Annotated in this window: 20 protein-coding genes and 1 rRNA gene; 17 read left to right on the top strand and 4 right to left on the bottom strand. The window is 37.2% G+C overall.

Annotation, left to right across the window (positions count from 1 at the left end; all coding sequences use genetic code 11):
- The first annotated feature begins 19 nt into the window (after positions 1 to 19).
- Genes recX through ACIQYS_RS18360 form a run of 3 tightly spaced genes read left to right on the top strand, consistent with a single transcriptional unit; the run spans position 20 to position 1419 of the window.
- Positions 20 to 829 (top strand): recombination regulator RecX, encoded by an 810-nt coding sequence (gene recX, locus ACIQYS_RS18370; protein WP_402983134.1) that lies wholly within the window; start codon positions 20 to 22, stop codon positions 827 to 829.
- Positions 822 to 1151, top strand: coding sequence for a YfhH family protein (locus ACIQYS_RS18365; RefSeq protein ID WP_402983131.1), 330 nt, complete (start codon positions 822 to 824; stop codon positions 1149 to 1151). The genes recX and ACIQYS_RS18365 overlap by 8 nt, the downstream gene beginning before the upstream one ends.
- Before the next feature lies 1 nt (position 1152).
- On the top strand, positions 1153 to 1419 hold the full coding sequence (locus ACIQYS_RS18360) for a YfhJ family protein (protein ID WP_402983128.1): 267 nt from the start codon (positions 1153 to 1155) through the stop codon (positions 1417 to 1419).
- Between the two features lie 40 nt (positions 1420 to 1459).
- On the opposite strand, the gene ACIQYS_RS18355 is transcribed toward ACIQYS_RS18360, so the two are convergent.
- Positions 1460 to 2440 carry a metal-dependent hydrolase gene (locus tag ACIQYS_RS18355; protein WP_402983125.1) on the bottom strand — a complete coding sequence of 327 codons (981 nt, stop codon included), beginning with the start codon at positions 2438 to 2440 and terminating at the stop codon, positions 1460 to 1462.
- 126 nt (positions 2441 to 2566) lie between these two features.
- Between ACIQYS_RS18355 and mutY the strand changes: the two genes are divergently transcribed.
- The 9 genes from mutY to ACIQYS_RS18310 all read left to right on the top strand — a co-directional run bounded on the left by mutY (position 2567) and on the right by ACIQYS_RS18310 (position 12704).
- A complete protein-coding gene (gene mutY, locus ACIQYS_RS18350; RefSeq protein WP_402983122.1) occupies positions 2567 to 3631 on the top strand; it encodes an A/G-specific adenine glycosylase in 1065 nt (354 codons plus the stop codon).
- Between the two features lie 45 nt (positions 3632 to 3676).
- On the top strand, positions 3677 to 3946 hold the full coding sequence (locus ACIQYS_RS18345; protein ID WP_402983119.1) for a gamma-type small acid-soluble spore protein: 270 nt from the start codon (positions 3677 to 3679) through the stop codon (positions 3944 to 3946).
- 170 nt (positions 3947 to 4116) lie between these two features.
- Positions 4117 to 4656, top strand: a complete 540-nt coding sequence (gene ntdP, locus ACIQYS_RS18340; protein WP_402983116.1) for a nucleoside tri-diphosphate phosphatase — start codon at positions 4117 to 4119, stop codon at positions 4654 to 4656.
- A gap of 194 nt (positions 4657 to 4850) precedes the next feature.
- Positions 4851 to 6599: an ABC transporter ATP-binding protein gene (locus ACIQYS_RS18335; RefSeq protein ID WP_402983113.1), complete on the top strand. Its 1749-nt coding sequence runs from the start codon at positions 4851 to 4853 to the stop codon at positions 6597 to 6599.
- Between the two features lie 241 nt (positions 6600 to 6840).
- Complete coding sequence (locus tag ACIQYS_RS18330; RefSeq protein WP_402983111.1) at positions 6841 to 7860, top strand: ABC transporter ATP-binding protein; 1020 nt, start codon at positions 6841 to 6843, stop codon at positions 7858 to 7860.
- On the top strand, positions 7835 to 8818 hold the full coding sequence (locus ACIQYS_RS18325; RefSeq protein WP_402983108.1) for an ABC transporter ATP-binding protein: 984 nt from the start codon (positions 7835 to 7837) through the stop codon (positions 8816 to 8818). The genes ACIQYS_RS18330 and ACIQYS_RS18325 overlap by 26 nt, the downstream gene beginning before the upstream one ends.
- Positions 8819 to 8842: 24 nt before the next feature.
- On the top strand, positions 8843 to 10486 hold the full coding sequence (locus tag ACIQYS_RS18320) for an ABC transporter substrate-binding protein (protein WP_402983105.1): 1644 nt from the start codon (positions 8843 to 8845) through the stop codon (positions 10484 to 10486).
- A 301-nt stretch (positions 10487 to 10787) separates the two neighbouring features.
- Entirely contained in the window at positions 10788 to 11792 is a 1005-nt protein-coding gene (locus ACIQYS_RS18315; protein ID WP_402983266.1) for an ABC transporter permease, read from the top strand.
- A gap of 24 nt (positions 11793 to 11816) precedes the next feature.
- Positions 11817 to 12704, top strand: a complete 888-nt coding sequence (locus ACIQYS_RS18310; protein WP_402983263.1) for an ABC transporter permease — start codon at positions 11817 to 11819, stop codon at positions 12702 to 12704.
- Positions 12705 to 13035: 331 nt separating this feature from the next.
- Here ACIQYS_RS18310 and ACIQYS_RS18305 read toward each other — a convergent pair whose 3' ends face one another.
- Together ACIQYS_RS18305 and ACIQYS_RS18300 are read right to left on the bottom strand one after the other, a co-directional pair.
- A complete protein-coding gene (locus ACIQYS_RS18305; protein WP_402983102.1) occupies positions 13036 to 14118 on the bottom strand; it encodes an FUSC family protein in 1083 nt (360 codons plus the stop codon).
- 14 nt (positions 14119 to 14132) lie between these two features.
- Complete coding sequence (locus ACIQYS_RS18300; protein ID WP_402983099.1) at positions 14133 to 15449, bottom strand: glutamate-1-semialdehyde 2,1-aminomutase; 1317 nt, start codon at positions 15447 to 15449, stop codon at positions 14133 to 14135.
- Between the two features lie 124 nt (positions 15450 to 15573).
- Here ACIQYS_RS18300 and bcp point away from each other — a divergent pair, with 124 nt between their 5' ends.
- The 3 genes from bcp to perR all read left to right on the top strand — a co-directional run bounded on the left by bcp (position 15574) and on the right by perR (position 17567).
- Positions 15574 to 16062: a thioredoxin-dependent thiol peroxidase gene (gene bcp / locus ACIQYS_RS18295; RefSeq protein ID WP_402983096.1), complete on the top strand. Its 489-nt coding sequence runs from the start codon at positions 15574 to 15576 to the stop codon at positions 16060 to 16062.
- Positions 16059 to 17003 carry a D-2-hydroxyacid dehydrogenase gene (locus ACIQYS_RS18290; protein ID WP_402983093.1) on the top strand — a complete coding sequence of 315 codons (945 nt, stop codon included), beginning with the start codon at positions 16059 to 16061 and terminating at the stop codon, positions 17001 to 17003. Before bcp ends, ACIQYS_RS18290 begins: the two co-directional genes overlap by 4 nt.
- A gap of 120 nt (positions 17004 to 17123) precedes the next feature.
- Positions 17124 to 17567: a peroxide-responsive transcriptional repressor PerR gene (gene perR, locus ACIQYS_RS18285; protein WP_402983090.1), complete on the top strand. Its 444-nt coding sequence runs from the start codon at positions 17124 to 17126 to the stop codon at positions 17565 to 17567.
- A 74-nt stretch (positions 17568 to 17641) separates the two neighbouring features.
- Here the strand turns inward: perR and ACIQYS_RS18280 are convergent, their stop codons facing one another.
- The gene (locus ACIQYS_RS18280) at positions 17642 to 17986 is read right to left on the bottom strand and encodes a YgzB family protein (protein ID WP_402983087.1); all 345 of its coding nucleotides are present in this window, start codon (positions 17984 to 17986) and stop codon (positions 17642 to 17644) included.
- Between the two features lie 132 nt (positions 17987 to 18118).
- On the opposite strand from ACIQYS_RS18280, the gene ACIQYS_RS18275 reads away from it, so the two are divergent.
- Both ACIQYS_RS18275 and ACIQYS_RS18270 read left to right on the top strand, forming a co-directional pair.
- Positions 18119 to 18985, top strand: a complete 867-nt coding sequence (locus tag ACIQYS_RS18275) for a nucleotidyltransferase-like protein (RefSeq protein ID WP_402983084.1) — start codon at positions 18119 to 18121, stop codon at positions 18983 to 18985.
- Positions 18986 to 19449: 464 nt separating this feature from the next.
- A 16S ribosomal RNA gene (locus ACIQYS_RS18270) occupies positions 19450 to 19545 on the top strand; the annotation flags it as partial.

The following is a 19545-nucleotide window of genomic DNA, read 5'->3' as shown; positions in this document are numbered from 1 at the left end:
TGAATGGAGAGATATACGTATGCCGATTATTACAAAAATAGGTCGTCAAAAAAACAATAATGAACGGTATAATTTATACTTAGATGAAAAGTACGCTTTTAGTTTGGACGAAGCAGTGTTGATCAAGTATCAACTGACAAAAGGAAAAGTAATCGAAGCATTTACAATCGATGAAATGGTTTTTGATGATGAAGTAAGAAAGGCTTATAATAAAGCAATTCACTTTTTAAGTTATCGCATGCGAAGCGAGCATGAAGTAAAACAAAAGCTTCTACAAAGTGAATTTGGAGAAGCGGTCATATTGGAGGCTATCCGCAAACTGTATGAGCATGGTTTTTTAAATGATGAAAGTTTTACAAAAGCATTAGTAGCTACGCAAAAGAAAAATAGTAAAAAAGGTCCGGCGGCTATAAGGCAAGAGTTAAAGAAAAAAGGGATTGAAAAGGATCTTCAAGAAGAAGTATTGGCCGGATATTCGGAAGAAGAGCAACTTACAATTGCACGTACATTAACGGAGAAAATCATTAATCAAAACGAGACGAAAACGCCAAGACAAATAAAACAAAAAGTACAGGATGCTTTGCAAAGAAAAGGATATAATTTTACGATTATTTCCCAAGCGATAGCCTCCTTTGAACTGGAAAAAAACGAAGAAGAATGGGTAGAAATCATCGGAAGTCAAGGCGATAGCATTTGGAGAAAATACGCTTCTAAATATAGTGGCTTCGATTTGAGAAGACGTGTTAAACAAGCGTTATATCAAAAAGGATTTCCTGCCGAACATATTGATTTGTATATAGAAAAAAAGGAGCTGGAACAACATGAGTGAAAAAAAATATAGTGACATGACCGAACTAGAACTGAGAGCAGAAATCGCCAATTTAAAAGAGAAAGCGCGAAAAGCAGAACAGCTCGGAATAGTAAATGAATATGCAGTATATGAAAGAAAAGCAACAATGGCTCAAAGCTTCTTAACAGATCCTTCCTCCATTAAAACGGGAGAAATGTACAGAATTACGAGTGATCCTGGTATATTCTTTCAAGTGGAGTACTTAAAAGGTAGATTTGCATGGGGATACCGTTTAGGTGGCGATAAGTATGAAGAAGCGTTACCTATTTCCTTATTAGAGCCATTAAAGGAAGGGAAATAATATGCAAACAAAAATAGATGCATTAATCTATCAATTGCTCGAAAAAAATGACCAATTGTCGGCAGCAAAAGCACGTACATGGATAGAACTGCTTTGGTCAGACTTTGAATCGTCTTATGCCCGTGCTGGTTACGAATATAAAGGAGCTGCAGTAACGGAAATGGTTATTAAAAAATGGATAGAAAGTTACGGTGAACAGCTTCATGAATTTGCGAGTACGAATGAAAAGTACAAGCACTTACTAGAAACAGACGATTTCTTTCATTAATAAAACGCTAGGACATGTTAGATCCTAGCGCTTTCGCATTTCAATTTGGCATGAAGTCGAGTTTTTTTCGAAGTTTGTCTTCGCTAAAAATCCAGCCTGTGTAGGAATTGATAATTTCTAGCTCTTCATTTAAATGAGCTACTGCAACAAATGGATAGTAATCATTACTTCTATAACGAAGATCGATTAATCGAACTTCATATAGTTTTTCAAATTTCGTAATTTCCCATCTAAAAATTGGCGAGAACGAAGTAAATGCACTTACGTTTTTATCTTCTAGTGCAGCTTTTACTAGATCAGTTTCGGGTAATGGTACTTTTTCAAATTTATCATAAATAGAAATAGATCTACCATAAGCGCGTCCGACATAATGATGAGTTTCCGAAATGGCAGCAACTCGCCATTGGAAAAATTTCATCGTAGGAGCGACAATAATTTCATCCGCATCGGGTATCGTATGCTTCACGGAATTTTTAACTGCGCTTTGAACAGCAAATCGTAAAATGTAATAGACGAATATAATCGCGTACATAATAAGAAATGTTGAAACTGGATTCGCACCAAACATCCAAAACAACAAACCGATTATGTGGATACCGAAAATAATCGGGTCAAATGTATTAATAACACCAAGCGCAACCCACTTTCTTGAAAACGGTCGCAAAGCTTGAGTTCCGTAAGAATTAAAAATATCAACAAACACATGTAAAAAAACAGCCAAAAACGTCCATAACCATAAATGCAATAAGTTTGCTTCTGGTATGATGAGCCATAGTACGCCCGAAATTAGTAACGGCCATAATATAACCGCCGGAATTGAATGCGTAATACCACGATGATGTCGAATATACACTGCATTATTTCGCAATTTTAATACTGTATCTATATCAGGTGCCTGAGATCCAATAATTGTGCCTGCAATAACAGCAGTAGTCGTTAGGGTACTACTTGCAACGACGGGATCCGCAAGTGCTAATCCACCAAGTGCAATACCCATAACAATATGTGTACCTGTATCCATGCTTCACCAGCTCCTTTTTGGATACTAAGTTATTCCCATCATAAAATAAAATCGATAAAATAACAAAGTACTTATTAATGATATACCCCCTTTTTCATGTCAATAATCGTAAGGAAGGACTTAACATTGAACGAATTATATAAAACACAAGTCAGAAATGCTTTAGTATCCTGGTTTTTAGAAGAAAAACGTGATTTACCTTGGAGGAAGACAAAAGATCCATATAAGATTTGGGTATCTGAAGTGATGCTTCAACAAACAAAGGTAGATACCGTTATACCTTATTATGAAAGATTTATCGCAAAATATCCTTCCCTTGAATCGCTTGCACATGCAAAAGAAGAAGAATTACTAAAAGAATGGGAAGGTTTAGGCTATTATTCCCGTGCACGAAATTTACAAGCAGGCGTAAGAGAAGTCGTTGAATCATATGGGAGTACCGTTCCAAATACCCGAAAAGAAATTTCCTCATTAAAAGGTGTAGGACCATATACCGCTGGAGCAGTTCTTAGTATAGCGTACGGAGTTCCAGAGCATGCAGTAGACGGTAATGTCATGCGGGTTCTTTCTCGTCTTTTATTGATAAAAGAAGATATCGCGAAGCCAAAAACGAAGAAAATATTTGAAGAAGCAGTGATGGAGTTAATCGATGAGGACAATCCTTCTGCGTTCAATCAAGGATTAATGGAACTTGGAGCTATTATATGCACGCCGACAAAACCAAAGTGTTTATTATGTCCAGTGAGAGAAAATTGCACGGCATTTTTTGAAGGAATGCAAGAACAGTTACCGATTAAAACGATTAATAAAAAAACGAAAGTACACAAATTGAAAGCAGTTGTTGTAGAGGATGATCATGATCGAATTTTATTAGAAAAGAGACCATCGAAAGGTTTACTCGCTAATATGTGGCAATTTCCAATGGTAGAGCTTCCAACGGTAACACATACTATAGAAGAAATAATCGAACATAACTATGGGATAGAAATTTTAAAAGGGGAAGAATTAGTTACGTTCAAACATGTATTTTCTCATTTAGTATGGGAGATGGAAAGCTTTGATGGCAAATTGCTCGTGGAAAAGAAACTTCCAACAGCGTGCAAGTGGTTCAATATAGAAGAAATAGCCAATCAACCAATGCCAGTACCAGTACTAAAAATATGGAACGCATGGAAAGACAGGAATCATTGATGAATGCGATCGAAGTATTTAATAAAAGTTTTTTCGTTTTTTTAAATGCATATAAAGCCTAAAAGTGCACAAGATATTTGTGTACCGGAGGTGAAATCCATGACAAAGAAAAACAACGCTTCAGAAACGAATGTTCAAGAAGTAAGAGAACAGAACCGCCAATCTCAAAGCGGTCAATCTCAGAACAAATTCAAGACCCCTGAATTTGCATCTGAAACTGATGTTCAAGAGGTAAGAGAACAAAACCGTCAAGCTGAGATGAAAAAACAACAAGCTAACGGTCAAGCAGGTAGTTCTTATAACCAAACAAAATAGTTGCATGGGTTCACCAAAAATCAGCGAAGGCATTTTGCCTTCGCTGATTTTTTTTACTATAGTTTTTCGGAATGGATTGTTATAATGATTAAATAAGAAAAAATTTAATTTATTTCAGCAAATACGCCAAGGCGAATTATTTTTACGCTTGTCGAAAAGGTGGCTAAATGATGGCGATTCCAACAGAAGGAGAAATGATACAAATTCACAGCTACAAGCATAACGGTAGTATCCATCGTGTCTGGCAAGAAACAATGGTTTTAAAAGGGACCAAAAATATTGTAATAGGGGCAAATGAGCGAACGCTTGTTATTGAGGCGGATGGTCGAACTTGGGTTACAAGAGAACCTTCCATTTGTTATTTTCATGCCGAACATTGGTTTAACATCATTTGTATGTTAAGAGAAGATGGTGTATACTATTATGTCAATATGAGTTCGCCTTTTGTTTATAATGATGGGCGGTTAAAGTATATTGATTACGATTTAGATGTAAAGGTTTTTCCAGACATGACCTATACAATTCTAGATGAAGATGAATACGAACAACATAAAAAAGAAATGAAGTATCCGAAAGAAATGGACGGTATTCTTGATCGAAATATTGAAAAACTCATTTCTTGGATAAAGCAAAGAAGGGGACCATTTGCTCCGGATTTTATCGAGGCATGGACGAGTCGCTATCATTTTAATAAACAGCTAAATGAGTAGACGAAAAACCTGTTGAATACATACAACAGGTTTTTTTAACTTCATTCAGCATGGGTCCACAAACCCATGCTGAATGAAGTTAAAGCCTCCGGCGGATGCCACAAATTTTTAGAGGAATTTATCGAGTGGGCTCGATAAAAATCTGGGCGCAAATACGCCAAGGCGAATTTGATTTTTAGAAAGGAAGTTACTACATGGGGTCATTCAAACGGTATATGCAATTTGTTAAACCGTATAACTTTCAAATATTTTTAACGATCGTTATTGGAATTATCAAATTTGCGATACCATTATTCATACCAATTCTTATCAAAATCGTTATCGATAATATTATTGATGCGGAAACATTAACAGTAGATGAAAAAATACAGCAATTAGTTTATTGGCTAGGGGGGACTGCATTAGTCTTTTTAATTGTTCGTCCACCGATTGAGTATTATAGACAATATTTAGCACAGTTAGTAAGTAATAAAATACTCTTTGATATACGTGAAAAACTTTATGTCCATCTTCAAAAACTTGGTTTAAAATACTATTCTAATACGCGGGCTGGAGAAGTTATTTCCAGGGTAATAAATGACGTAGAGCAAACAAAAAACTTTGTAATCATTGGACTAATGAATGTCTGGCTAGATTTAGCAACAATCTTAATCGCAATTGGTATTATGCTAACGATGAATGTGAAGTTAACGCTCGTAACATTGCTAGCCTTTCCGTTTTATGCATTTAGTGTGAAATACTTTTTTGGAAGACTACGCGATTTAACGAGAAAACGTTCGCAAGCTTTAGCGGGGGTACAAAGTTATTTGCATGAACGTGTACAAGGTATGAGTATTATTAAAACATTTACATTAGAGAAGCACGAACAAAAATTATTTAACAAAGCAAATGGTGAGTTTTTAGATAAAGCCGTTGATCAAACTATATGGAATGCAAAGGCGTTCGCTGTCGTTAATACGATAACAGATATTGCACCTCTTTTAGTCATTGCCTACGCGGGGTACGAAGCGATTAATGGAAGATTATCAGTCGGAACGATGGCTGCTTTTGTTGCATATATTGAACGTTTATATAGTCCTCTCAGACGCTTAGTTAATTCCTCCACAACATTAACGCAGTCATTCGCTTCAATGGATCGTGTCTTTGAATTGATGGATGAAGAATACGATATTGTTGATAAAAAAGGGGCTTCTACATTAGGAAATATTACAGGCGAAGTTACTTTTTCGAATGTTTCATTCAAATATGAAAAAGATGGGAATACAATATTAAACAATGTGGATTTCCACGTAAAAGCTGGTGAAACGGTAGCATTTGTTGGAATGAGTGGTGGTGGTAAGTCTACAATTATTAGTCTAATACCTAGATTTTATGATGTAACAGATGGAAGTGTACGAGTGGATGGACACGATATTCGTGATGTTACGGTGGAATCATTAAGAAAGCATGTAGGAATTGTGCTACAAGATAATATTTTATTTAGTGATTCGGTTAAATCGAATATATTAATGGGAAACCCGAATGCTACAGATGAAGAAGTGATTGAAGCGGCAAAAGCAGCGAATGCGCATGATTTCATCATGCAATTGCCAGAAGGCTATGAGACAAAAGTAGGCGAGCGTGGCGTGAAGCTTTCTGGTGGGCAAAAACAGCGTGTGGCCATTGCACGAGTATTTTTGAAAAACCCAACGATTTTAGTTCTAGATGAAGCGACTTCGGCATTAGATTTAGAGAGTGAATCATTAATTCAAGATTCCTTGGAACGTTTAGCTTCAAATCGTACAACTATGATTGTTGCACACAGACTTTCCACGATTACGCATGCGGATAATATATTCGTTATTGAAGATGGTCGGGTAGTTGAAAGTGGAAATCATGCGGAATTAATGAATCAAAAAAATGTATATTATAATTTATTTCAAATACAACAATTAGATAATTAATATGAATATAAAGCGTCCTATAAGTTCTTTTTATGCTTATAGGGCGTTTTTTAGTGCAGATAAAATGCGAATGGATATTTAATCATATGTATAATTACTCACATATAAATGGTCTCCCTTATGAAAATAGTTTCAAGTGTTTTGAAAAAGTGTTGCATATAGGGTTAATATGTGTAAAATATTAATATATCTTATTAATTAATAGAAAATTATAAATTATACAAAAATAAAGGGGTGCGTTATGGCAGAGCGTGAAATCATTTTAGAAGTGAAAGACCTCCAAACTTCCTTTTTCACAGATGACGGTATTATTCCATCTGTGGACTATGTAGATTTTCACGTGAAAGAAGGAGAGATACTAGGAATAGTTGGAGAATCAGGCTGTGGAAAAAGTGTTACGTCACTTTCTATAATGGGCCTTGTTCCAAGCCCACCTGGGAAAATTACAAATGGTCAAATCTTGTATAAAGGTAAAGACTTAACAAAGTTCTCTGAGAAGGAAATGCGGAAAATTCGTGGTAATGAGGTGGCGATGATTTTCCAAGAACCGATGACATCTTTAAATCCTTTATTTACAATAGGAAACCAGTTAGTAGAAGCGATCACTCTGCACAAAAAAGACTGGAGTAAAAAACAAGTTAAAGTAAGAGCGATTGAAATGTTGAAGCTTGTTGGTCTACCTAGGGCAGAGGAATTAATGAAGAATTATCCTCATCAGCTCTCAGGGGGGATGCGGCAACGCGTAATGATTGCGATGGCGCTCGTTTGTGACCCAAAGGTTCTCATTGCAGATGAGCCGACCACGGCGCTAGATGTAACGATTCAAGCACAAATTTTGAAGCTAATGCGAGAATTGAATGAAAGACTGAATACCGCAGTTATTTTAATTACCCATGATTTGGGGGTAGTAGCGGAAACCTGCGAGCGTGTAGTTGTGATGTATGCTGGGAAAGTAGTAGAAGAGGGGACAGTTGAAACGATATTCGATAATCCGCAACATCCTTATACGAAGGGGCTAATAGCTTCTGTGCCTGATATGCGCTACAAAAAGCAGCGTTTGTATTCCATACCTGGAAATGTACCGAAGCCTGGAACTATTCCAACGGGATGTCGATTTGCAGCAAGATGTGAATCGGTGTTCGGAAGATGTACAGAAGAAAATCCTCCTTTATATGAAACATCCGCTCATCATAAAACAAGATGCTTCTTATACGATGAGAAGGAGGTGGGAGTTAATGACAAAACCGCTGCTACAAGTTGAAGGATTAAAAAAGTATTTTCCTATCCGTTCTGGTGTATTAGCAAAACAATCCGGTTATGTGAAAGCGGTGGATGATATATCTTTCCATGTGAATGAAGGAGAGACATTGGGAATTGTAGGAGAATCAGGTTGTGGAAAATCTACAACGGGTCGAATGCTTATGAGATTACTAGAGCCGACTGAAGGTAAAGTAACATTTCAAGGAAAAGAATTGACGAGCATATCCAGTACAGCAATGAGAAAAGCACGAAGAGAAATTCAAATGGTTTTTCAAGATCCATATGCATCGCTAAATCCGAGACATACGGTTGAAAAAATTTTAATGGAACCACTGATTGTCCATAATATCGGAAATGCAAAGAGCCGTAAAAAGAAAGTATATGACTTTCTAGAAATTGTCGGTTTAAGTAGTTACCATGCTAAAAGATATCCCCATCAATTTAGTGGTGGGCAAAGACAACGTATTGGCATTGCAAGAGCATTAATGACAAATCCGAAGTTAATCATTGCAGATGAGCCAGTTTCTGCACTTGATGTTTCGATACAAGCCCAAGTACTTAATCTTATGCAAGATTTACAAAAAGAATTAAAGCTAACGTATATATTTATTGCGCATGATTTAGGGGTGGTGCGTCATATAAGTGATCGCGTTGGCGTTATGTATTTAGGAAGAATGGCAGAGCTTGCTACTAGTGAGTCATTATATGCAGAGCCACTTCATCCATATACGAAAGCGTTACTTTCAGCAGTCCCTGTTCCAGATCCACAACATCAAAGGGAGCAGATTATTCTAGAAGGAGACATTCCAAGTCCTTCAAATCCGCCTACTGGTTGTACTTTCCATACTAGATGTCCGTTTAAGATGGAAGTGTGTACATCTATGGTACCTAAGTTAGAAGAAGTAAAAACTGGTCATTTTGTTGCCTGCCATTTATATAATGAGCAAGCGCAGCATTGATAATATATTTACGGAGGGGTTAATTTGGGAAAAAAGAAAATCTGGTCGTTTTTGCTTTTGATGTTAGTAGCGCTAAGTGTAGTTCTTGCTGCATGTAGTTCTGACGACGCATCCGAAAGTAACACAGAAAAAGAAAACGAAGGATCAACACAAGGGGATACTGGTTCTACAACAGCTGAAGAAAAAGTGCTTATTTTTGGTCGCGGTGGAGATTCCGTATCACTAGACCCAGCAGCTGTAACCGATGGAGAATCATTCAAAGTAACACAAAACGTATTTGAAACACTATTAAACTTTGGAGAACAAGATACAACGATCAATGAAGGATTAGCAACGAAATGGGAGCCTTCTGAAGATGGACTTACGTACACTTTCACACTTCGCGAAGGGGTTAAATTCCATGATGGAACAGACTTTAACGCAGAAGCTGTAGTGAAAAACTTTGAGCGTTGGGCAAATGGTTCAGAAGACAAATTCCCATACTACGCTTCCATGTTCGGTGGATTTGTAGGAGATGAAGGTCATGTAATTGAGTCTGTAACTGCGGATGGAGATTACACAGTAGTATTCAAGTTAAAACGCGCACAAGCACCGTTCTTAAAAAATATTGCAATGAGCCCTTTCGGAATTGCAAGCCCAACTGCTTTTGAGGCAGCTGGTAACAAGTTTGGTGATAATCCAGTTGGAACTGGACCATTTAAATTTGTAGAGTGGAAACGTAATGACTCAATTACGATTGAGAAATTTCCAGAATACTGGAATGCGGGTTTTCCTAAATTGGATAAAATCATTTTCCGTGCAATACCAGATAATTCAGCTCGATTAAATGAATTACTTGCGAATAAAATTGATTTGGCAGATGGTATTAATCCGTCAGACGCTGCTACTGTAGAGGGCGATTCTAATCTACAATTATTTAAACGTCCATCGATGAATGTAGGATATTTAGGTTTAACGACTACACGTCCTCCTTTCGACAATGTAAAAGTTCGTCAAGCGATTAACTATGCAATTGATAAACAATCAATCGTTGACGCGTTTTTCGAAGGTCGTGCAGAAATTGCGAAAAACCCAATGCCTCCATCTATTAGTGGATACAATGAAGATATTCCAGGGTATGAATATGATCCAGAAAAAGCAAAACAATTACTAGCAGAAGCTGGGTTTGCTGATGGATTTGAAATGGAACTATGGGCAATGCCTGTTCCACGTCCGTATATGCCAGATGGAGCAAAAGTTGCGGAAGTTATTCAAAAGAATTTAGAGGATATTGGCGTTAAAGCAACAATCGTTTCTTTCGAATGGGCAACGTATTTAGAAAAAGCACGGAATGGGGAAGCAGATGCTTTCATGCTAGGTTGGACAGGTGATAACGGAGATGCAGATAACTTCATCTATGTTTTACTGGATGGCGATAACATTGGAAGTAACAATTACACATATTATGACAACCAAGACTTACACAAAATCTTAATTCAGGCACAAACAGAAGTAGATGAAGATAAACGTAATGAGTTGTATAAACAAGCGCAAGAAATCATCTTTGAAGATGCACCTTGGGTACCGCTTGCTCACTCCACTCCATTACTTGCAGGTACAGCGGATATCGTAAATTTCTTACCACATCCTACTGGATCTGATAAATTAACAAACGTCGACTTTAAGTAATTAACACTTCATTCAGCAGAAGTCTCTCACTTCTATATGTGGTGAGAAGAAAGCAAAGCAGCATACAATTCAATGGGGGTCTACAAACCCCTGCCGAATAAAGTTAAAGCCTCCGGCGGATGTCACAGATTTTTTAGAGGAATTTATCGAGCGAGCTCGATAAAAATCTGGGCGCACTGTTTTCTGCGAAGCTGAACGAAGAGAAGCGGAAGCAAATACGCCAAGGCGAATTTGATCGTGAAGGGGAGAGATCTTCGTGATTTCTCCCTTTTTTATTCAATTTGATGGAGAGGTGAAGACAGTGCTCCACTATATCGGAAAAAGATTACTGCAATTAATCCCTGTCTTACTAGGTATGACATTTGTTGTATTTATGATTATTCGAGCAATTCCTGGTGACCCAGCACAAGTAATTTTAGGACAATTAGCATCAAAAGAAGCAATAGAAGCATTGCGCCTTAAATTAGGATTAGATAATCCATGGTATGTACAATACTTCGATTACTTAGCAGCACTCTTTAAAGGAGATCTAGGGGAATCGATGCGTACAGTTCAACCGGTTACAAAAGAAATTTGGCCATATTTAGCAGCTACATTTGAACTCGCTTTGTTTGCTATTATTATCGCTGTCATTATTGGGGTCAATGCCGGTATTATTTCTGCGTGGTTCCAAAATTCATGGTTCGATTATGCCGCAATGATTATTGCATTAATTGGCGTTTCGATGCCAATTTTTTGGCTAGGTTTAATGGAACAATGGTTTTTCGGAGTTGAGCTTCAATGGTTACCGATATCTGGTAGAGAAGAAGTAAGGAATCCAGTGTCACCAGTAACGAACTTATATGTACTAGACGCAATATTGAATGGTCGTTTTGATCAGTTAGGTCAAGTGCTGAAGCATTTAGTGTTACCAGGGATTGCACTTGCGACTATACCAATGGCTATCATTGCTCGTATGACGAGATCAAGTATGCTAGAAGTAATGCGTGCTGACTATGTCCGTACTGCAAGAGCAAAAGGGCAAAAAATGTTTTGGGTTGTTTACAAACATGCCTTAAAAAATGCTATTATTCCAGTTTTAACTGTTATCGGACTTCAAACAGGAATGTTACTCGGAGGAGCTATTTTAACAGAAACAATCTTTAGTTGGCCAGGAATTGGAAGATACATTTATGAAGCAATTCAATTTCGAGATTATCCAGTCATTCAATCAGGTATTCTTATTGTTGCATTCATTTTTGTCATGATTAACTTAATAGTAGATATTTTATATGGGTTAATCGACCCAAGGATTAAATACGACTAAAAGGGGGAAATGAATATGACGCAAATGGTTCCAAATTCGACTAGTGAAATAATGGCTAATACAAATACGTCGACGGGTCCTTGGCTAGATGCATGGCGAAGCTTTCGTAAAAACAAAGTGGCGTTAGTTGGAGCAGGAATCGTCTTCTTTTTCGTAGTTTTAGCGTTTATCGGTCCTTTTTTTGCACCACAAGGAATTAATGATCAGCTTTTAAAAGATCGTCTACTTCCTCCGTCCAGTCAATATTGGTTTGGAACAGATGATTTTGGACGAGATATTTTTTCACGAATTATACATGGTGCTCGAATATCTTTACGGGTTGGATTCTCTTCCGTGGTTGGGTCCGTAGTTGTAGGAAGTATTTTAGGAATAATTGCTGGTTATTACGGGAAGTGGATTGATACGATCATATCGCGAATATTTGATATTATGCTTGCTTTCCCAAGTATTTTACTTGCAATTGCGGTTGTTTCAGTATTAGGCCCATCTTTACAAAATGCGTTAATTGCTATTGCGATTATTAATATTCCTAACTTCGGTCGACTCATTCGTTCGAAAGTGTTAAGTATAAAAGAAGAGGAGTACATAACATCGGCAAAAGCGATCGGGATGAAAGATATTCGAATCTTATTCTCTCATATTCTTCCGAATTCTATGGCTCCTGTGATTGTCGCAGGTACACTTGCGGTTGCTTCTGCAATTATTGAAGCGGCAGCTTTAGGCTTTCTTGGTTTAGGGGCTCAAGCACCAACACCTGAATGGGGGAAAATGCTTGCAGACGCACGTGTTGTTTTACGTAACGCACCGTGGGCGATGATTTTCCCGGGAATTGCTATTATGTTGACGGTGCTAGGATTCAATTTAATGGGCGATGGGTTGAGAGATGCACTAGATCCACGTATGAAAAATTAAAAACGTGTCACCTAGCTATTTAGGTGACACGTTTTTTCTGGCAGATAAGAAAGTATATACTTTCTTACTTAGTTTCGATCGAGCTCCAGCGCCTAGCCCCTCGGGGTCAAATGTGAAAAAGCTGCTCCTGCGCAAGCTCATCGCAAACAAAATCGCTTGTGGTGGCTTGGCTGAGGAGCTGCCTCCTGGGCCCGCACGAAGCGGGTCATGTCTGCTTTGCCACAGGAAGTGGCGTACTTTGCAGACCTACCACATCCCCATTTTGCTCCTGCGCAAAGCTCGTCGCAGAAAAGCGTGCCTGTCGGGGCAGACATAGGCGCATGCATTTTTCTTAGTATGGCGTTTCTTCTATTTCTACGGTAAGCTCTTCACTATGAAAATTCAAATAGGATGTGATTAACGTATCCACATGCTCTAGTTGTTCTTCGTATTTTAAAATGGATGATAATAGATGTAATAAGTGATACGTCGAGAATTCTTCTTCTATTCTAGTTAAAGCAATTTGTTGAACGAAAATGTCCATTACTTCTTGTCTTTGAATAAAAGCTTCTGATCCATTCCATTCAATATGTTCTGGCTTTAACTTTCCGATGAACTTTAAATGTAGTTGTTCATGATAAGCTAAAAGTGCATCTAATCGTTCCTTTATCATCATTCGGAAGTGATCCGGAAGTTCCAAAATCTCATTCTCATGGAGATGAAGTCTTTTCAGTACATCTAAGCTTTTATAAGAAGTGGAAATTAGTTCACGATAAATAACTAATTTTCTCCCTTTCGTATAAATTGCTTTTTTTGTATAACCACGTTCTTCTTTGAAAAATGAATATAGTTGATCTACTCGAGCTAGACGTTCTTTTAGTTGATTGATTGCTTGTTTTGTAGAGCTATGCTCCGATGCACTACGGACCGCTATTCGAGTCCAGCGAATAATCTCGTCTTGGGTATAATGTATCGCATTAAATAATTTGGATTCAAATTTTGGCGGTAGAAAGATGAGATTCACAATAAATGCAGAAATGACACCTACTAAAACAGTTGAAAATCGTATTAAAGAAAATGTGAAAAAGTTATCACTTTGGATTTCCATGATGGCAATAACAGTGACAAGTGCTAAAGAAATTGTTTTTTCTAACTTTAATTTTAACATGAGCATAATTGCAACGATTGCAGCAAATCCAACGGCTATAAAGTGATTCCCAAACATAAGTGCAAAAATCACTGCAATTGCTGCCCCTATTATATTAGATTGTACTTGCTCGATTACAGTCAAATAGGATCTATATATAGAAGGTTGAATGGCAAAAATTGCAGCTATTCCTGCAAAAACAGGACTAGGAAGCTGGAGTAAATCAGCTATGAATAACGAGAAAACGATGGCTACTCCAGTTTTAAAAACGCGAGCTCCTAATTTCATTGAATCTTATCCTTTCATTTCGTGCCGGTTTCAAGTGTTAACTGCTTTAACTGGGCGAATGCATGATGGACCGCAGTAATCGTTTCTTTAATATCCTCTTCTGTATGCGCAATGGTGATAAACCAAGCTTCATATTTAGATGGAGCGAGATTAATCCCTTGTGCTAGCATTAGTTTGAAAAACTTAGCAAATAATTCTCCATCACTTGCTTCGGCCTGCTCGTAATTTTCTACTTTTACATCTGTAAAATAAACGGATAGTGCACCTTTTATACGATTTACGGTAATTGTAATCTCATTCTTCTTCCCTGCTTCTATTATGCCAGCTTCTAACATTGCACCAAGTCGGTCTAATTCATCATACACTCCCGGCATTTGCAATACTTCAAGACAAGCAATTCCTGCTTGCATAGAAGCTGGATTCCCAGCCATCGTTCCTGCTTGATAGGCAGGTCCTAATGGAGCGACTTGTTCCATAATTTCCTTTTTCCCACCGTAAGCTCCGATTGGTAGACCGCCACCAATAATTTTTCCAAGTGCAGTTAAGTCTGGTGTTTCATTTAACATTGTAGACGCAGCACCGTAGTGAAAACGGAATGCTGTAATTACTTCATCATATATGACAAGTGCACCTTTTTCTTTTGCTAATTTATGAACAAGTGGTAAAAATCCTTCATTGGGTTCTACCATACCGAAGTTTCCTACGATTGGCTCTACTAAAATACATGCAAGTTCTTCTCCCCATTTTTCCATTGCTTCTTCATATGATTTAGGGTCATTGAAAGGAATCGTAATAACTTCTTTTGCAATGGACTGTGGTACTCCAGCGGAATCGGGTGTTCCAAGTGTAGCAGGACCTGATCCGGCAGCTACTAATACTAAATCGGAATGTCCGTGGTAACATCCAGCAAATTTCATAACTTTTGTTCTACCAGTATAGGCACGTGCAACGCGGATAGTAGTCATTACAGCTTCTGTACCTGAGTTTACAAAACGCACTTTATCCATAGAAGGGATTGCTTCTTTTAACATTTTGGCAAAAGTCACTTCATGCTTTGTAGGAGTACCATATAGTAAACCCGTTTGTGCAGCTTTTGTAATTGCTTCTGTAATATGAGGGTGTGCATGCCCCGTAATAATAGGCCCGTAGGCAGCTAAGTAATCAATATATTTATTGCCATCTACATCGAAAAAGTAAGCTCCTTCTGCTCGTTCCATTACGATTGGTGCTCCTCCACCAACTGCTTTATATGATCTAGATGGGCTATTTACACCACCTACGATATGTTCCTGTGCTTCTATTTGTATTTGTTCAGATGTTGATTGTTTCATTATTTATAACCTCCGCCATTTTCGTATGTTTCTATTGTAGACAATTATGTTGAAAAACGCTAAAGAAATTGAATCTCCCCCAGTAATTCGATACGATAGAAGTAGAATTTAGGGAGGGAAAAGGATGACAATACTCGAAGGAATGATTGCACCAAAGTTTTCATTGAAAGATGAGCAAGGGAAAATTGTATCATTAGATGACTTTGCAGGAAAGCAATATGTTGTTTTGTATTTTTACCCAAAGGACGCAACTCCTGGTTGCACAACAGAAGCGTGTGATTTTAGGGATGCCCATGAGAAATTTACTGATTTAAATGCTGTTATTTTAGGGGTCAGCCCAGATGATGAAAATGCACATTCCAAATTCATCGCAAAACATGGTCTTCCATTCTCGTTATTAATCGATGATACGCATGCAGTATCCGAAGCATATGGTGTATGGAAGTTGAAAAAGATGTTCGGAAAAGAATTTATGGGGATTGAACGCTCTACGTTTTTAATCGATCCTACAGGTACTGTCGTGAAAGAATGGCGTAAAGTAAAAGTGGATGGGCATGTAGAAGAAGCATTAGAAACATTAAAAATATTAGCTTCTAATGGTGAGCAACTGTGAAGATATTATTCTCCTTTTATCCGAAACAAGATCAACAATCTAGCTTAATAGAAAAGTTTCCACAAGCAGACTTCATCTTTCGAAAACCGTTAGATGAAGAAGCTTTAAAAAATGCTGATATACTCGTGACGTATGGAGAAGATCTTCGTGCGTCCCATTTGAAAACGGCGACTCAACTAAAATGGATAATGGTTGCTTCTGCAGGACTAGAAAAGATGCCACTAGATGAAATAGTTAGTCGGAATATTATGTTGACGAATGTTCGAGGGATTCATAAAATTCCAATGGCAGAGTCCATTCTTGCCCATATACTTTCCATCAAAAAATCACTTCCAATTATGGCTGACAACCAGCGAAAAGGGGAGTGGTCACGAAAATTGAATTCATCGGAGCTATTTGGTTCAACAGCAGTAATACTTGGCACTGGTGCAATTGGTTGTGAGGTTGGTAGAATTTTACAAGCTTTTGGTGTACATACCATTGGTTGTAATCGAAGTGGCAAAATGGCACCTTCTATGGATACAATGGTTTCTTTTAATAGACTAAAAGAAGTATTGCCGGATGCGGATATTGTCATATCGATTTTACCTAGCACAGGAGAAACAAAACATTTGCTTACCTCTGAGCATTTTCAATGTATGAAACGATCTGCCATCTTTATGAATTTTGGCAGAGGAGATGTTTTAAAAGAAGAAGAATTACTCCAAGCATTAAAAGAAGAGAGCATAGCATATGCTGTATTAGATGTTTTTGAAAAAGAGCCACTTCAAGAAGGACATCCGTTTTGGAAGATGAACAATGTCATCATATCTCCTCATGCTTCGAGCCATTCTTCGCAATATGTTGTAAGAGCGCTAGAAATCTTTTGTAGAAACTTAACGGAATGGATAAGCGGTAGTGACCAACTGGAAAATATTATTGATATAAAAAGAGGCTATTAAAAGAGCGCTAATTCCCATAATACCTTAAAATTTGACAGTTCCTACATTTCTTCATTATACTTATTATAACAATTACAAACTAATAATGAATATGAAGAGAATGAAGAGAGGTGCATTGCGATGACGGAAGTACATTTAAGAGATGCTTTAGATACATTGAAATCAACTGGTGTACGAATCACACCTCAACGCCATGCGATATTGGAATTTATTATCCAATCTATGTCACATCCGACCGCGGACGATATATATAAAGCACTTGAACGTAAATTTCCAAGCATGAGTGTTGCAACAGTTTATAATAACCTGCGCGTTTTTAGAGAAGCGGGATTAGTTAAAGAACTTACGTACGGTGATTCTTCTAGTAGATTCGATTTTATCACGAATGACCATTATCATATGATTTGTAATTCATGTGGTAAAATTGTGGATTTCCATTATCCTGGTCTCGATGAAGTCGAGCATTTAGCGTCCCATCTAACCGGATTTGATGTAAGTTCACATCGTATGGAAATATACGGAACATGTCCTACTTGTAAAGAACAAGCGACAAAAGTCCAATAAAAAACGAGCGTATCGTCTACGCTCGTTTTTTATTGGACTCGAATATTATGTTACTATAAAAGCTAAGTGTCCAATTAGTTCTTTCTATTTAGTGATTGATCGAATTCTTGTCCCTCTAGACTTGGATCAAGTGTAAGTGGTTCTTTGCAATACATACACATATCCACTCTACCTAAAACTTTTGTATGCTTTCCGCAGTTAGGACACACTACTTGAACTGCTTTTGTCGATAGTAAACCAATCCAACCATATACTACTGTACTACCTATAATGGATAATAATCCAAGCGTCATAAAAATCGTAACTAAAAATGCATTTTCTCTAAAAAAAATGGCGCCATACATTATGATAAATCCAAAGAATATGAGTCCAAGGGCAAAGGAGCGTATTCGATTTATTTTGTTTTTATAAGGTTTCATTTTTCATCCTCCTAAATTCTAAATCCACTATATCATATTTTAGGAGTAAGTAATGTTTTGAAGTAAGCATAGAAGGAAATTAAAACTAATTGTCGAAAAGCTATATTAGAAGGAAACAAAGGAGGCTTCATTTTGGAAGCGTTATTGAGACCAATTTATCAAGAAAGAGCAAGTGATCCAAATACGATAGGAATCATATCAGTAGAAAAACGTGAGGAAGTTAGCCCTATTACAGATACTTTTGATTCTATTTTATTGATAGTAACATTAGAAGCGGAAAAACCAATTTTTACAAAGCATTATTCATATGATGAAAAGAAGACAGCAATGCATATTATTACGGAAAAACAATTAAGAAAATGGTTACTAGTAGGAACCAATCCTAAACTAGTTGATTGGATTATTAATGGACGAGTTGTATTTGATCGTAATGAATATGTAGAAAACCTGAAAAAAGAGTTATATGATTTTCCGATAAACGGAAGAAAGGTAAGAATGGGTATTGAATTTGCAAAGCTTAGTAGAAGATACATGGAAGGTAAAGTATTTTTTGAACAGCTGAATTATCTAGATGCCTATAACCATATAGTAGATTCTTTACATCATTTAGCTCGTCTAGCTGTATTCGAAAATGGGATGCATCCAGAGGTGATGGTTTGGAAACAAGTCAAACAACTAGATCCTGCTATTTATAAATTATATGATGAACTTATTTCAAGTAAGGAATCGTTAGAGAAAAGACTAGAACTTCTTTTTTTAGCTAGTGAGTTTCTGATTCATTCAAGAACAAAGGATGGAGCTCAACATATATTAGAAGTTTTGTCTTCCAAAGAATTTTGGGCTATCCAAGAGATCCATGAACAAGAAGAACTGAAAAAATATTCAGTAGATCTTGAAGTTTTTATTGAGTTTCTAGTAGATAAGGGATTTATTTTAATAGAAGAACAGACTACTAAAAGCAATAAAATCATGCATAGATACTACAAAGTAAAGGGTTAATGAGTGCACAATAAAAACGAACGAGTAATTTGTTCGTTTTTATTGTTGACAATCTAATGCTACCTGATGTATTATAATAAGCGTCGTTAAAAACGAAACAACAAACTTAAGACAAAAAAGTTTTTCAAAAAACTTCTTGACTCTGTTTGTTGAAAGTGATAAAGTAGAGAAGTCGCAAAAAACGACATAACAAAATGAACATTGAAAACTGAACATGCAAAACGTTAAGACATATAGCTTGAAAGACTAACTTCAGTTAGTCCGATAGCAAAATAATTTTGACATCATTTAATGATGATGCCAGCAAAAACAAAATGAGCTTTTAAACTTATTTATTTTGCCGGCTGTCGAGATGTGGTGCAGTGCTAGGAAACGATTGAGAGAAGGAGGGAGCGTACTAACGTACGTGACCAACTGAACGAAAGAAGTTGACAACGCAATGCGCTGTATATCGACAGTCGGACTTTATGGAGAGTTTGATCCTGGCTCAGGACGAACGCTGGCGGCGTGCCTAATACATGCAAGTCGAGCGAATGATGAAGAAGCTTGCTTCTTCTGAT

Origin of the sequence: Psychrobacillus sp. NPDC096426, from assembly GCF_044762745.1 — a bacterium.
Taxonomy (GTDB): domain Bacteria; phylum Bacillota; class Bacilli; order Bacillales_A; family Planococcaceae; genus Psychrobacillus.
Note: the sequence above shows the minus strand (reverse complement) of the source record. Positions and strands in the feature narration are given on the sequence as shown.